We start from the raw sequence: 13,687 nt of genomic DNA on the forward strand, positions 1-13,687 counted from the left end.
GAACCACCTGGGTATGTGGGTTATAAAACGTAATGAAGGGAGGAAAAATTCATGCCTACAATTAATCAGCTAATTCGCAAAGGACGCGTGAGTAAAGTAGAAAACTCAAAGTCTCCTGCACTTAACAAAGGATACAACAGCTTTAAAAAAGAGCACACTAACGTATCTTCTCCACAAAAACGCGGGGTATGTACTCGTGTTGGTACAATGACACCGAAAAAACCGAACTCAGCACTTCGTAAATATGCTCGTGTTCGTTTGACTAACGGAATCGAGGTTACTGCTTACATTCCTGGTATCGGTCACAACCTGCAAGAGCACAGTGTTGTACTTATCCGCGGCGGACGTGTAAAAGACTTACCAGGGGTACGTTACCACATCGTTCGTGGTGCGCTTGATACTGCTGGAGTTGAAAACCGTGCACAAGGCCGTTCTAAATACGGTACGAAAAAACCTAAAGCAAAATAATATACGAAAATACGCATAATTGATGAAGGGAGGATATTCAGATGCCACGTAAAGGTCCTGTAGCAAAAAGAGATGTTTTACCTGATCCGATTTACAACTCTAAGCTTGTATCTCGTTTAATCAACAAAATGATGATCGATGGTAAAAAAGGTAAGTCTCAAACGATCCTATACAAGTCATTCGATATCATTAAAGAACGTACTGGCAATGATGCAATGGAGGTTTTCGAACAAGCATTGAAAAACATCATGCCTGTACTTGAAGTAAAAGCACGCCGTGTAGGTGGTGCGAACTACCAAGTTCCTGTAGAAGTTCGTCCTGAACGTCGTACGACTCTTGGACTTCGCTGGTTAGTTAACTACGCTCGTCTTCGTGGAGAAAAAACGATGGAAGAGCGTTTAGCTAACGAAATCCTTGACGCAGCTAACAACACTGGTGCTGCTGTTAAGAAACGTGAAGACACTCATAAGATGGCTGAAGCAAACAAAGCATTTGCTCACTATCGCTGGTAGGATTTATAGATTAACAAAACACAATTTCCTAATAAGGAAGGAGAAATTACCCAATGGCAAGAGAGTTCTCCTTAGAAAAAACTCGTAATATCGGTATCATGGCTCACATCGATGCCGGTAAAACGACTACTACAGAACGTATCTTGTTCTATACTGGTCGTATCCACAAAATTGGTGAAACTCATGAAGGAGCTTCACAAATGGACTGGATGGAGCAGGAACAAGAACGTGGTATCACAATCACTTCCGCTGCGACAACTGCACAGTGGAAAGGATACCGCGTAAACATCATCGATACTCCAGGACACGTAGACTTCACAGTTGAAGTTGAACGTTCTCTTCGTGTACTTGATGGTGCTGTTGCTGTACTTGACGCGCAATCAGGCGTTGAGCCTCAAACAGAAACTGTTTGGCGTCAGGCAACAACTTATGGAGTACCGCGTATCGTTTTTGTTAACAAAATGGACAAAATCGGTGCAGACTTCCTTTACTCTGTAGGAACTTTAAGAGACCGTCTTCAAGCAAACGCTCATGCAATTCAATTGCCGATCGGTGCTGAAGATAACTTCGAAGGTATCATTGACCTTGTAGAAAACGTTGCGTATTTCTACGAAGATGACCTCGGAACTCGTTCTGATGCAAAAGAAATCCCTGAAGAGTACAAAGAGCAAGCTGAAGAGCTTCGCAACAGCCTTATTGAAGCTGTATGTGAGCTTGATGAAGAGCTTATGGATAAGTACCTTGAGGGTGAAGAAATCACAATTGACGAGTTAAAAGCAGGAATTCGTAAAGGTACATTAAATGTTGAATTCTACCCTGTTCTTGTTGGTTCTGCCTTCAAAAACAAAGGTGTTCAACTAGTACTTGATGCTGTTCTTGACTACCTTCCTGCACCAACTGACGTTGCTGCAATCAAAGGTACACGTCCTGATACAAATGAAGAGATTGAGCGTCATTCTTCTGACGAAGAGCCATTCTCTGCATTAGCATTTAAAGTTATGACTGACCCTTACGTTGGTAAGTTGACGTTCTTCCGTGTGTACTCTGGAACACTTGATTCTGGTTCATACGTGAAAAACTCTACTAAAGGCAAACGTGAGCGTGTTGGACGTATTCTTCAAATGCACGCTAACAGCCGTGAAGAAATCTCTACTGTATACGCAGGGGATATCGCAGCTGCTGTAGGTCTAAAAGATACAACTACTGGAGATACTCTATGTGATGAGAAGGATCTTGTTATCCTTGAGTCAATGGAATTCCCAGAACCAGTTATCGACGTTGCTATTGAGCCTAAATCAAAAGCTGACCAAGATAAAATGGGTATCGCTTTAGCGAAACTTGCTGAAGAAGATCCTACATTCCGTACTCAAACAAACCCAGAAACTGGCCAAACGATCATCTCTGGTATGGGTGAACTTCACCTTGATATCATTGTTGACCGTATGAAACGCGAATTTAAAGTAGAAGCCAATGTTGGTGCTCCTCAAGTTGCGTACCGTGAAACATTCCGTACCGGTGCAAAAGTTGAAGGTAAATTCGTACGTCAGTCTGGTGGACGCGGTCAGTTCGGACACGTTTGGATCGAATTCGAACCAAACGAAGAAGGCGCTGGCTTTGAATTTGAAAACGCGATTGTCGGTGGGGTTGTTCCTCGTGAATACATCCCAGCTGTTCAAGCAGGTCTGGAAGATGCACTTGAAAATGGTGTACTAGCAGGCTTCCCGCTTATCGACATTAAAGCTAAACTTTTCGACGGTTCTTACCATGATGTTGACTCAAACGAAATGGCATTTAAAGTTGCTGCTTCTATGGCATTGAAAAATGCAGTCAGCAAATGTAACCCAGTTCTTCTTGAACCAATCATGAAAGTAGAAGTGGTTATTCCAGAAGAATATATGGGAGATATCATGGGTGATATTACTTCACGTCGCGGACGCGTAGAAGGTATGGAAGCACGCGGTAACGCTCAAGTTGTTCGCGCTATGGTTCCTCTTGCTGAAATGTTCGGTTACGCTACTGCACTTCGTTCTAATACGCAAGGTCGCGGTACGTTCACTATGCACATGGATCACTACGAAGAAGTGCCGAAGAGCGTCGCAGAAGAAATTATCAAAAAAAATAAAGGCGAATAATTGATTTTGCCGCTTAACTCAAGTATAACTACTATTGTAAGATGAGGAAGTGAAAGCTTTCTTTCACTTCCTATCACTCTATACATTACTAATTAAAAGCTCTTAAGGAGGATTTTAGAATGGCTAAAGAAAAATTCGACCGTTCCAAATCACATGCCAATATTGGTACAATTGGACACGTTGACCATGGTAAAACAACTTTAACTGCTGCTATCACAACAGTACTTCATAAGAAATCTGGTAAAGGTACAGCTATGGCGTACGATCAAATTGATGGTGCTCCAGAAGAACGCGAGCGCGGTATCACAATCTCTACTGCACACGTTGAGTACGAAACTGAAACTCGTCACTATGCACACGTTGACTGCCCAGGACACGCTGACTATGTTAAAAACATGATCACTGGTGCTGCGCAAATGGACGGAGCTATCCTTGTAGTATCTGCTGCTGATGGCCCAATGCCACAAACTCGTGAGCACATCCTTCTTTCTAAAAACGTTGGTGTACCATACATCGTTGTATTCTTAAACAAATGCGACATGGTAGACGACGAAGAGCTTCTTGAACTAGTTGAAATGGAAGTTCGCGATCTTCTTAGCGAATACGACTTCCCTGGTGATGATGTACCAGTTGTTAAAGGTTCTGCTCTTAAAGCTCTTGAAGGAGACGCTGAGTGGGAAGCTAAAATCTTCGAACTTATGGATGCGGTTGATGAGTACATCCCAACTCCAGAACGCGACACTGAAAAACCATTCATGATGCCAGTTGAGGACGTATTCTCAATCACTGGTCGTGGTACAGTTGCTACTGGCCGTGTAGAACGCGGACAAGTTAAAGTCGGTGACGAAGTTGAAATCATCGGTCTTCAAGAAGAGAACAAGAAAACAACTGTTACAGGTGTTGAAATGTTCCGTAAGCTTCTTGATTACGCTGAAGCTGGTGACAACATTGGTGCCCTTCTTCGCGGTGTATCTCGTGAAGAAATCCAACGTGGTCAAGTACTTGCTAAACCAGGTACAATCACTCCACACAGCAAATTCAAAGCTGAAGTTTACGTTCTTTCTAAAGAAGAGGGTGGACGTCATACTCCATTCTTCTCTAACTACCGTCCTCAGTTCTACTTCCGTACAACTGACGTAACTGGTATCATCCATCTTCCAGAAGGCGTAGAAATGGTTATGCCTGGAGATAACACTGAAATGAACGTTGAACTTATTTCTACAATCGCTATCGAAGAAGGAACTCGTTTCTCTATTCGTGAAGGCGGACGTACTGTTGGTTCAGGCGTTGTTTCTACAATCACTGAGTAATAGTATGATTTTAAACGAGACCCCTACGGGTCTCGTTTTTTGTTTGCTTATCTTTTTCTTGTATAATAGGATCTATCATATTCGAGGGGTTAATATTTATGATTCCTGAAAAGAAATCAATCGCAATCATGAAAGAACTAAGCATTGGAAATACAAAGCAAATGCTGATGATTAATGGAGTTGACATGAAAAATCCATTGCTGCTTTTTTTACATGGCGGGCCGGGAACGCCGCAAATCGGATATGTTAGACATTATCAAAAAGAGCTGGAACAGTATTTTACAGTAGTTCATTGGGATCAGAGAGGATCGGGGCTTTCTTATTCTAAGCGAATTCCGCATCACTCTATGACAATAAATCACTTCATTAAAGATACAATCCAAGTCACTCAATGGCTTTTAGCTCATTTTTCAAAATCAAAACTTTACCTAGCCGGTCATTCTTGGGGGTCAATACTGGCGCTTCATGTTCTGCAGCAGTGTCCTGATTTATTTTACGCGTATTATGGAATCAGCCAGGTTGTTAACCCTCACGATGAAGAATCAACTGCTTATCAACATATTCGTGAAATTTCTGAATCAAAAAAAGCCAGCTTATTATCTTTCCTCACACGTTTCATTGGTGCTCCGCCTTGGAAGCAGGATATCCAGCACCTTATCTATCGGTTTTGTGTCGAGCTTAGCAGGGGAGGATTCACTCGTCGTCATCGTCAATCTCTAGCTGTTATATTTCAAATGCTTACTGGCAATGAGTATGGAGTGCGGAATATGCACAGCTTCTTTAATGGATTGCGCTTCAGTAAAAAACATTTAACTGATGAGTTGTACCGGTTTAATGCTTTTACATCAGTTCCTTCTATTAAAGTACCGTGTGTTTTCATTTCAGGGAAACATGACTTAATTGTTCCTGCTGAAATATCGAAACAGTATTATCATAAACTTGAGGCACCCGAAAAGCGCTGGTTTCAATTTGAGAACTCAGCTCACACCCCGCATATTGAGGAACCGTCATTATTCGCGAACACATTAAGTCGGCATGCACGACACCATTTATGATAGATCCTTGATAAATAAGAAAAACCCCTGTATAATAAAAAAAGTGTGCAAACCATGCATATTTTAAATAAGTCTTGCAACATGCGCCTATTTTCTGTATAATGGTGTATGTTGGTCTTTGACTGCGATGAAGTGAGAGGTTGCTGACACACCCGGCCGCTTTGCCATGGCAAGGTGTTCAGGTTTTTCTCACGGAGAACTGTCTAACGTGATGTAGGCGAAAAGGAGGGAAAATAATGGCAAAACAAAAAATTCGTATTCGTTTGAAAGCATATGATCATAGAATCCTTGATCAATCTGCAGAGAAGATTGTTGAAACGGCAAAACGTTCTGGTGCCAGCGTATCTGGTCCGATTCCGTTGCCAACTGAAAAATCAGTTTACACAATCCTTCGTGCGGTGCACAAATACAAAGATTCTCGTGAGCAATTTGAAATGCGTACACATAAACGTTTAATCGACATTGTGAACCCAACACCACAAACTGTTGATGCTCTTATGCGATTAGACTTACCATCTGGTGTCGATATCGAAATTAAACTTTAATTCTAAAATATAGAATGATCTTAATAGGAGGTGTGACGAATGACCAAAGGAATCTTAGGAAGAAAAATTGGTATGACGCAAGTATTCGCTGAGAATGGTGATCTTATTCCGGTAACTGTTATCGAGGCTGCTCCAAACGTTGTTCTTCAAAAGAAAACAGCTGAAAACGACGGTTATGAAGCAATCCAGCTTGGTTTTGACGACAAGCGTGAAAAGCTTTCTAACAAACCTGAAAAAGGGCACGTTGCAAAAGCGGAAACTGCTCCTAAGCGCTTCGTTAAAGAATTACGCGGAGTGGAAATGGATGCGTATGAAGTTGGTCAGGAAGTCAAGGTTGAAATTTTCTCTGCTGGAGAAATCGTAGATGTAACAGGAGTATCTAAAGGTAAAGGTTTCCAAGGTGCGATCAAGCGCCACGGACAATCTCGCGGACCTATGTCTCACGGTTCACGCTACCACCGTCGTCCTGGTTCAATGGGACCTGTAGATCCTAACCGTGTATTCAAAGGTAAATTATTACCTGGACGTATGGGCGGAGAGCAAATCACTGTTCAAAACCTTGAAATCGTAAAAGTTGATGCAGAACGCAATCTTCTTTTGATCAAAGGTAACGTACCTGGTGCGAAGAAATCTTTAATCACTGTTAAAAGTGCTGTTAAATCTAAATAATTCTCTTAGGAAAGGAGGAAATTGATTATGCCAAAAGTAGCATTATACAACCAAAACGGTTCTACTGCTGGTGACATCGAATTAAACGCTTCTGTATTTGGTATCGAACCAAATGAGAGTGTTGTATTCGACGCTATTCTTATGCAAAGAGCTTCCTTACGTCAAGGAACTCACAAAGTAAAAAATCGTTCTGAAGTACGCGGCGGAGGTCGTAAACCATGGCGTCAAAAAGGTACTGGACGTGCCCGTCAAGGTTCAATCCGTTCACCGCAATGGCGCGGAGGTGGTGTCGTATTCGGCCCAACACCACGCAGCTATTCTTATAAATTACCTAAAAAAGTTCGCCGCTTGGCAATCAAATCAGTATTGTCTTCTAAAGTGAACGACAACAACATCATCGTTCTTGAAGATCTTACTCTTGATACGGCTAAAACAAAAGAAATGGCCGCTATCCTTAAAGGGTTATCTGTTGAGAAAAAAGCTTTAATCGTAACTGCGGATGCAAACGAAGCAGTAGCTTTATCTGCTCGTAACATTCCTGGAGTTACTGTTGTTGAAGCTAACGGAATCAACGTTTTAGACGTTGTCAACCACGAGAAGCTTCTGATTACAAAAGCAGCGGTTGAAAAAGTAGAGGAGGTGCTTGCATAATGAAAGATCCTCGTGATGTTCTAAAGCGCCCCGTCATTACTGAACGTTCTGCTGATTTAATGACTGAAAAGAAATATACTTTTGAAGTTGATGTAAGAGCTAACAAAACAGAAGTGAAAGACGCGGTTGAAAGCATCTTTGGAGTGAAAGTTGACAAAGTCAACATCATGAACTACAAAGGCAAATCAAAACGTGTTGGACGCTACACTGGTATGACTAGCCGTCGCAGAAAAGCGATCGTAAAACTTACTGCAGACAGCAAAGAAATCGAAATTTTTGAAGCTTAATTATCTGTAAAAAGAAGGAGGGAAATTCAAAATGGCGATTAAAAAGTATAAACCGACCTCTAATGGACGTCGTGGCATGACAACTTCAGATTTTGCTGAAATCACGACTGACAAGCCGGAAAAATCCTTGCTTGCTCCCCTTCACAAAAAAGGCGGACGTAACAACCAAGGTAAATTGACTGTACGTCACCAAGGTGGCGGACATAAACGCCAATACCGTGTTATCGACTTCAAACGCGATAAAGATGGTATACCTGGACGCGTTGCTACAGTTGAATACGATCCAAACCGTTCAGCTAACATCGCTCTAATCAACTATGCAGACGGAGAAAAACGTTACATTCTTGCTCCTAAAGGAATTCAAGTAGGTACTGAAATCATGTCAGGTCCTGAAGCTGACATTAAAGTAGGTAATGCACTACCACTTATCAACATCCCTGTTGGTACAGTTGTGCATAACATTGAATTAAAACCTGGTAAAGGCGGACAGCTTGTACGTTCAGCTGGTACATCTGCTCAGGTTCTTGGTAAAGAAGGTAAATACGTTCTTGTACGTCTTAACTCTGGTGAAGTTCGCATGATCCTTTCTGCTTGCCGTGCTTCTATCGGTCAAGTAGGTAACGAACAGCACGAACTTATCAACATTGGTAAAGCTGGACGTTCTCGCTGGAAAGGCATCCGTCCTACAGTTCGTGGTTCTGTAATGAACCCTAACGATCACCCACACGGTGGTGGTGAAGGACGTGCGCCAATCGGACGTAAATCACCAATGTCTCCATGGGGCAAACCAACTCTTGGATTCAAGACTCGTAAGAAAAAGAACAAATCCGATAAATTTATCGTACGTCGTCGTAAAAATAAATAACGGGGTTGTCTACGGTTCTTTTCGGACCGTAGTGCAATCACGAAGGGAGGTTCCAAAATGGCTCGCAGCTTAAAAAAAGGACCATTTGTCGATGGACACTTGATGACTAAAATCGAGAAATTAAATGAAACAGACAAGAAACAAGTCGTAAAAACTTGGTCTCGTCGTTCTACTATTTTCCCACAGTTTATTGGTCACACAATCGCAGTCTATGACGGACGTAAACACGTGCCTGTATTCATCTCTGAAGATATGGTAGGGCACAAGTTGGGTGAATTCGCTCCAACTCGTACGTACAAAGGTCATGCTAGTGATGACAAAAAAACAAGACGCTAAGAGAGGAGGCTTTTAAATGCAAGCTAAAGCTGTTGCAAGAACAGTCCGTATTGCTCCTCGTAAAGCACGTCTAGTAATGGACCTGATTCGAGGTAAGCAAGTAGGTGAGGCAGTATCAATCTTGAACCTTACACCAAGAGCTGCTTCTCCAATTATCGAGAAAGTATTAAAATCCGCTATTGCAAATGCTGAGCATAACTATGAAATGGACGCTAACAACCTGGTTATTTCTCAAGCATTCGTTGACGAAGGCCCTACGTTAAAAAGATTCCGCCCACGTGCTATGGGACGTGCGAGCCAAATCAACAAACGTACGAGCCACATTACAATCGTTGTATCAGAAAAGAAGGAGGGATAAGTAGTGGGTCAAAAGGTAAATCCAGTCGGTCTTCGTATCGGAGTCATTCGTGATTGGGAATCTAAGTGGTACGCTGGTAAAGATTACGCTGACTTCCTGCACGAAGATTTAAAAATTCGTGAATACATTAGCAAACGCCTTTCTGACGCTTCTGTTTCTAAAGTAGAAATCGAGCGTGCAGCAAACCGCGTTAACATTACGATCCACACAGCTAAGCCTGGTATGGTTATCGGTAAAGGCGGTTCTGAAGTCGAAGCACTTCGCAAAGCCCTTAACAGCCTTACTGGCAAGCGTGTACACATTAACATTCTTGAAATCAAAAGAGCAGATCTTGATGCACAGCTAGTTGCTGACAACATCGCTCGTCAATTAGAAAACCGTGTTTCTTTCCGCCGTGCGCAGAAACAACAAATCCAACGTACTATGCGTGCTGGAGCACAAGGTGTGAAAACAATGGTTTCTGGTCGTCTTGGCGGTGCAGATATCGCTCGTTCTGAATACTACAGTGAAGGAACTGTTCCATTGCACACATTACGTGCGGACATTGACTATGCAACATCTGAAGCTGATACTACTTACGGTAAGCTTGGTGTAAAAGTCTGGATCTATCGTGGAGAGGTTCTTCCTACTAAGAAGAAAACTGAGGAAGGAGGAAAATAATATGTTATTACCAAAACGCGTTAAATATCGCAGAGAGCATCGCGGAAAAATGCGTGGCCGTGCGAAAGGCGGTACTGAAGTACATTTCGGAGAATTCGGTATCCAAGCTCTAGAAGCTTCTTGGATTACTAACCGTCAAATCGAAGCTGCACGTATTGCGATGACTCGTTACATGAAACGTGGCGGTAAAGTTTGGATCAAAATTTTCCCTTCTAAACCTTACACTGCTAAACCACTTGAGGTACGTATGGGATCCGGTAAAGGGGCTCCAGAAGGTTGGGTAGCTGTTGTAAAACCGGGCAAAGTTTTATTTGAAATTTCTGGTGTGTCTGAAGAGGTTGCTCGTGAAGCGCTTCGCCTTGCATCTCACAAATTGCCAATTAAAACGAAGTTCGTAAAACGTGAAGAAATTGGTGGTGAATCAAATGAAAGCTAATGAAATTCGTGACCTTACCACTGCTGAAATTGAACAAAAAGTAAAGTCTCTTAAAGAAGAACTTTTCAATCTTCGCTTTCAATTAGCGACAGGACAACTTGAAAATACTGCTCGCATTCGTGAAGTGCGCAAAGCTATCGCGCGCATGAAAACTGTGATTCGTGAAAGAGAAATTGCTGCTAATAAATAATCACTGAGGGGAGGTCGTGAGCATGAGCGAACGTAACCAACGCAAAGTTTACCAAGGCCGTGTTGTTTCTGACAAAATGGATAAAACCATTACTGTTGTTGTTGAGACATACAAAAAACATACACTTTACGGTAAACGCGTAAAATACTCAAAAAAATTCAAAGCACATGATGAAAATAATCAAGCTAAAATCGGTGACATCGTTAAGATCATGGAAACTCGTCCATTGTCTGCAACTAAGCGTTTCCGTCTAGTTGAAGTTGTCGAAGAAGCTGTTATTATCTAATAAAGTTCGGAATTCTTTTTCCGAAGGGAGGTAACAAATAATGATTCAACAAGAGACTCGTTTAAAAGTAGCTGACAACTCTGGCGCACGTGAAGTACTTACTATTAAAGTTCTTGGTGGTTCTGGACGTAAAACAGCTAACATTGGTGATGTAATTGTTTGCACGGTTAAACAAGCAACACCAGGAGGCGTTGTCAAAAAAGGTGAAGTCGTAAAAGCTGTTATCGTTCGCACTAAAAGCGGAGCGCGCAGAAGTGACGGTTCATACATCAGCTTCGATGAGAATGCATGTGTTATCATCCGTGACGACAAGAGCCCACGCGGAACTCGTATCTTCGGACCAGTTGCTCGTGAATTGCGTGAAAACAACTTTATGAAAATTGTTTCTCTAGCTCCAGAAGTTATCTAATGAAATAAATGCCTTACTCAAGGAGGTGCGATCAGGATGCATGTAAAAAAAGGCGATAAAGTTATGGTTATCTCTGGTAAAGATAAAGGCAAACAAGGAACAATCCTTGCTGCTTTCCCTAAAAAGGACCGCGTTTTAGTTGAAGGTGTTAACATGGTAAAGAAACACTCTAAACCAACTCAAGCTAACCCTCAAGGCGGTATTTCTAATCAAGAGGCGCCAATTCATGTATCAAACGTTATGCCGCTCGATCCTAAAACAGGTGAAGTGACTCGCGTAGGATACAAAGTGGAAGATGGCAAAAAAGTTCGTGTAGCAAAAAAATCTGGGCAAGTTCTAGATAAATAGTATTAAAAGGAAGGGAGGTCTATCTCATGAACCGCCTTAAAGAAAAGTACAATAAAGAAATTGCACCTGCTTTAATGACTAAGTTCAACTATGATTCAGTCATGCAAGTGCCTAAAATCGAAAAAATCGTAATCAACATGGGTGTTGGTGACGCTGTTCAAAACGCCAAAGCAATCGACAGTGCTGTTGAAGAATTAACGTTTATCGCAGGTCAAAAACCTGTCGTTACTCGTGCGAAGAAATCAATTGCTGGATTCCGTCTTCGTGAGGGAATGCCTATCGGTGCGAAAGTAACTCTTCGCGGAGAGCGCATGTATGATTTCCTTGATAAACTTATTTCTGTATCTTTACCGCGTGTACGTGACTTCCGCGGGGTTTCTAAAAAATCTTTCGACGGTCGCGGTAACTACACACTTGGTATCAAAGAACAGTTAATCTTCCCTGAAATTGACTACGATAAAGTAACAAAGGTTCGCGGAATGGACATCGTTATCGTAACAACTGCTAATACTGACGAAGAAGCTCGTGAGCTATTAACTCAAGTAGGTATGCCGTTCCAGAAATAATCAATGAAAGGGAGGCGAAATCGTGGCTAAAAAGTCTATGATTGCGAAACAACAACGTACACCAAAGTTTAAAGTACAAGAGTACACACGCTGTGAACGCTGCGGACGTCCGCATTCAGTCATTCGTAAATTTAAACTTTGCCGTATTTGTTTCCGTGAGCTTGCATATAAAGGACAAATTCCTGGCGTGAAAAAAGCCAGCTGGTAATCCCCAAGAAAGGGAAGGAGGTAATTATATAATGGTTATGACAGATCCAATTGCAGATATGCTAACTCGTATTCGCAATGCAAACATGGTACGTCATGAGAAGCTTGAAATTCCTGCTTCTAAATTGAAAAGAGAAATTGCTGAAATTTTAAAGCGTGAAGGTTTCATTCGTGACGTTGAGTTCGTAGAAGACAGCAAACAAGGTATCATCCGCGTTTTCTTGAAATACGGACAAAACAACGAGCGCGTTATCACTGGTCTTAAAAGAATCAGCAAGCCTGGTTTGCGTGTTTATGCTAAATCTAATGAAGTACCTCGCGTACTTAACGGTCTTGGAATCGCGATTATTTCTACATCACAAGGTGTTTTAACGGACAAAGAAGCCCGTGCAAAACAAGCTGGTGGAGAAGTTCTAGCATACGTTTGGTAAGAAGTTTAACATGAATGGAGGTGTTTGGTATGTCTCGTGTAGGTAAGAAGCTACTTGAGATTCCTTCTGATGTTACAGTAACGTTAAATGATAACAACACTGTAGCTGTGAAAGGACCAAAAGGAGAATTAACTCGTACGTTTCACCCTGATATGGAGATTAAAGTAGAGGACAATGTGCTTACAGTCGCTCGTCCTTCTGATCAAAAAGAGCACCGTGCCCTGCATGGTACGACTCGCAGTCTGCTTGGCAACATGGTTGAAGGTGTATCTAAAGGATTTGAAAGAGGTTTGGAATTAGTCGGTGTCGGTTACCGTGCTTCTAAATCCGGAAATAAACTTGTTTTAAACGTTGGATACTCTCATCCTGTTGAGATCGTTCCTGAAGAAGGCATCGAAATCGAAGTTCCTTCTCAAACAAAAGTAGTTGTAAAAGGTACAGACAAAGAACGCGTAGGAGCTATTGCTGCTAACATCCGCGCTGTACGTTCTCCAGAGCCTTACAAAGGTAAAGGAATCCGCTACGAAGGTGAAGTTGTTCGCCGTAAAGAAGGTAAATCTGCTAAGTAAGATCGCTTAAAGTGAAGAAAGGAGTGACCTAGATGATTACGAAAACTAGCAAAAATGCTGCTCGTCTTAAAAGACACGCTCGTGTTCGCGCTAAACTTTCCGGTACTGCTGAAAGACCGCGCCTGAACGTTTTCCGTTCTAACAAGCACATTTACGCTCAAATCATCGATGATGTAAATGGTGTAACACTTGCTAGTGCATCTACTCTCGATAAAGACTTGAACGTTGAAAGCACTGGAGATACTTCTGCTGCTACTAAAGTTGGAGAATTAGTTGCAAAACGCGCTGCTGAAAAAGGCATTTCTGACGTAGTATTTGACCGTGGCGGATACTTATACCATGGACGTGTAAAAGCTTTGGCTGATGCCGCTCGTGAAGCTGGACTTAAATTTTAATA

General features: G+C 42.0%; 23 protein-coding genes. All 23 read left to right on the plus strand.

The genetic code is table 11. The annotated features are described in order from the left end of the window. Positions 1 to 51: 51 nt before the first annotated feature. The 23 genes from rpsL (at position 52) to rplR (ending at position 13,685) form a co-directional block, all read left to right on the plus strand. Positions 52 to 468, plus strand: coding sequence for a 30S ribosomal protein S12 (gene rpsL / locus MKX38_RS00695; RefSeq protein ID WP_003225781.1), 417 nt, complete (start codon positions 52 to 54; stop codon positions 466 to 468). A 41-nt stretch (positions 469 to 509) separates the two neighbouring features. Further along, positions 510 to 980 carry a 30S ribosomal protein S7 gene (rpsG, locus tag MKX38_RS00700; protein WP_003225784.1) on the plus strand — a complete coding sequence of 157 codons (471 nt, stop codon included), beginning with the start codon at positions 510 to 512 and terminating at the stop codon, positions 978 to 980. A gap of 53 nt (positions 981 to 1,033) precedes the next feature. Further along, positions 1,034 to 3,112 (plus strand): elongation factor G, encoded by a 2,079-nt coding sequence (fusA, locus tag MKX38_RS00705; RefSeq protein WP_003235056.1) that lies wholly within the window; start codon positions 1,034 to 1,036, stop codon positions 3,110 to 3,112. Between the two features lie 119 nt (positions 3,113 to 3,231). After that, positions 3,232 to 4,422, plus strand: coding sequence for an elongation factor Tu (gene tuf / locus MKX38_RS00710; protein WP_003235058.1), 1,191 nt, complete (start codon positions 3,232 to 3,234; stop codon positions 4,420 to 4,422). A gap of 98 nt (positions 4,423 to 4,520) precedes the next feature. Further along, positions 4,521 to 5,477 (plus strand): alpha/beta hydrolase, encoded by a 957-nt coding sequence (locus MKX38_RS00715; protein WP_339188306.1) that lies wholly within the window; start codon positions 4,521 to 4,523, stop codon positions 5,475 to 5,477. Between the two features lie 236 nt (positions 5,478 to 5,713). Beyond that, the gene (rpsJ, locus tag MKX38_RS00720; protein ID WP_003156464.1) at positions 5,714 to 6,022 is read left to right on the plus strand and encodes a 30S ribosomal protein S10; all 309 of its coding nucleotides are present in this window, start codon (positions 5,714 to 5,716) and stop codon (positions 6,020 to 6,022) included. A gap of 39 nt (positions 6,023 to 6,061) precedes the next feature. Continuing rightward, positions 6,062 to 6,691 carry a 50S ribosomal protein L3 gene (gene rplC / locus MKX38_RS00725; RefSeq protein WP_004399671.1) on the plus strand — a complete coding sequence of 210 codons (630 nt, stop codon included), beginning with the start codon at positions 6,062 to 6,064 and terminating at the stop codon, positions 6,689 to 6,691. A 27-nt stretch (positions 6,692 to 6,718) separates the two neighbouring features. Further along, positions 6,719 to 7,342: a 50S ribosomal protein L4 gene (rplD, locus tag MKX38_RS00730; protein ID WP_003225792.1), complete on the plus strand. Its 624-nt coding sequence runs from the start codon at positions 6,719 to 6,721 to the stop codon at positions 7,340 to 7,342. Continuing rightward, on the plus strand, positions 7,342 to 7,629 hold the full coding sequence (gene rplW / locus MKX38_RS00735; protein WP_003156467.1) for a 50S ribosomal protein L23: 288 nt from the start codon (positions 7,342 to 7,344) through the stop codon (positions 7,627 to 7,629). Before rplD ends, rplW begins: the two co-directional genes overlap by 1 nt. Before the next feature lie 31 nt (positions 7,630 to 7,660). Next, complete coding sequence (rplB, locus tag MKX38_RS00740; protein WP_003225795.1) at positions 7,661 to 8,494, plus strand: 50S ribosomal protein L2; 834 nt, start codon at positions 7,661 to 7,663, stop codon at positions 8,492 to 8,494. A 57-nt stretch (positions 8,495 to 8,551) separates the two neighbouring features. Further along, positions 8,552 to 8,830, plus strand: coding sequence for a 30S ribosomal protein S19 (rpsS, locus tag MKX38_RS00745; protein ID WP_003156472.1), 279 nt, complete (start codon positions 8,552 to 8,554; stop codon positions 8,828 to 8,830). Between the two features lie 16 nt (positions 8,831 to 8,846). Then, positions 8,847 to 9,188, plus strand: a complete 342-nt coding sequence (rplV, locus tag MKX38_RS00750; protein WP_003156475.1) for a 50S ribosomal protein L22 — start codon at positions 8,847 to 8,849, stop codon at positions 9,186 to 9,188. Positions 9,189 to 9,191: 3 nt separating this feature from the next. Next, complete coding sequence (rpsC, locus tag MKX38_RS00755; RefSeq protein WP_003242001.1) at positions 9,192 to 9,848, plus strand: 30S ribosomal protein S3; 657 nt, start codon at positions 9,192 to 9,194, stop codon at positions 9,846 to 9,848. 1 nt (position 9,849) lies between these two features. Then, positions 9,850 to 10,284, plus strand: coding sequence for a 50S ribosomal protein L16 (rplP, locus tag MKX38_RS00760; protein WP_003225801.1), 435 nt, complete (start codon positions 9,850 to 9,852; stop codon positions 10,282 to 10,284). Further along, positions 10,274 to 10,474, plus strand: a complete 201-nt coding sequence (gene rpmC / locus MKX38_RS00765) for a 50S ribosomal protein L29 (RefSeq protein WP_003156482.1) — start codon at positions 10,274 to 10,276, stop codon at positions 10,472 to 10,474. Before rplP ends, rpmC begins: the two co-directional genes overlap by 11 nt. A gap of 22 nt (positions 10,475 to 10,496) precedes the next feature. Beyond that, positions 10,497 to 10,760, plus strand: coding sequence for a 30S ribosomal protein S17 (rpsQ, locus tag MKX38_RS00770; RefSeq protein WP_003225804.1), 264 nt, complete (start codon positions 10,497 to 10,499; stop codon positions 10,758 to 10,760). A 40-nt stretch (positions 10,761 to 10,800) separates the two neighbouring features. Continuing rightward, positions 10,801 to 11,169, plus strand: coding sequence for a 50S ribosomal protein L14 (rplN, locus tag MKX38_RS00775; RefSeq protein ID WP_003225805.1), 369 nt, complete (start codon positions 10,801 to 10,803; stop codon positions 11,167 to 11,169). Between the two features lie 36 nt (positions 11,170 to 11,205). Next, positions 11,206 to 11,517 (plus strand): 50S ribosomal protein L24, encoded by a 312-nt coding sequence (gene rplX / locus MKX38_RS00780; RefSeq protein WP_003156486.1) that lies wholly within the window; start codon positions 11,206 to 11,208, stop codon positions 11,515 to 11,517. Between the two features lie 26 nt (positions 11,518 to 11,543). Continuing rightward, positions 11,544 to 12,083 (plus strand): 50S ribosomal protein L5, encoded by a 540-nt coding sequence (gene rplE, locus MKX38_RS00785; RefSeq protein ID WP_003225809.1) that lies wholly within the window; start codon positions 11,544 to 11,546, stop codon positions 12,081 to 12,083. Positions 12,084 to 12,105: 22 nt separating this feature from the next. Next, on the plus strand, positions 12,106 to 12,291 hold the full coding sequence (rpsN, locus tag MKX38_RS00790) for a 30S ribosomal protein S14 (RefSeq protein ID WP_003156488.1): 186 nt from the start codon (positions 12,106 to 12,108) through the stop codon (positions 12,289 to 12,291). A 31-nt stretch (positions 12,292 to 12,322) separates the two neighbouring features. After that, the gene (gene rpsH, locus MKX38_RS00795) at positions 12,323 to 12,721 is read left to right on the plus strand and encodes a 30S ribosomal protein S8 (protein ID WP_003241998.1); all 399 of its coding nucleotides are present in this window, start codon (positions 12,323 to 12,325) and stop codon (positions 12,719 to 12,721) included. 29 nt (positions 12,722 to 12,750) lie between these two features. After that, the gene (gene rplF / locus MKX38_RS00800) at positions 12,751 to 13,290 is read left to right on the plus strand and encodes a 50S ribosomal protein L6 (RefSeq protein ID WP_004399690.1); all 540 of its coding nucleotides are present in this window, start codon (positions 12,751 to 12,753) and stop codon (positions 13,288 to 13,290) included. 32 nt (positions 13,291 to 13,322) lie between these two features. Next, positions 13,323 to 13,685, plus strand: coding sequence for a 50S ribosomal protein L18 (gene rplR, locus MKX38_RS00805; protein WP_003225816.1), 363 nt, complete (start codon positions 13,323 to 13,325; stop codon positions 13,683 to 13,685). Positions 13,686 to 13,687: the final 2 nt, after the last annotated feature.

Source organism: Bacillus sp. FSL M8-0025 (genome assembly GCF_037975475.1).
GTDB lineage: Bacteria > Bacillota > Bacilli > Bacillales > Bacillaceae > Bacillus > Bacillus subtilis.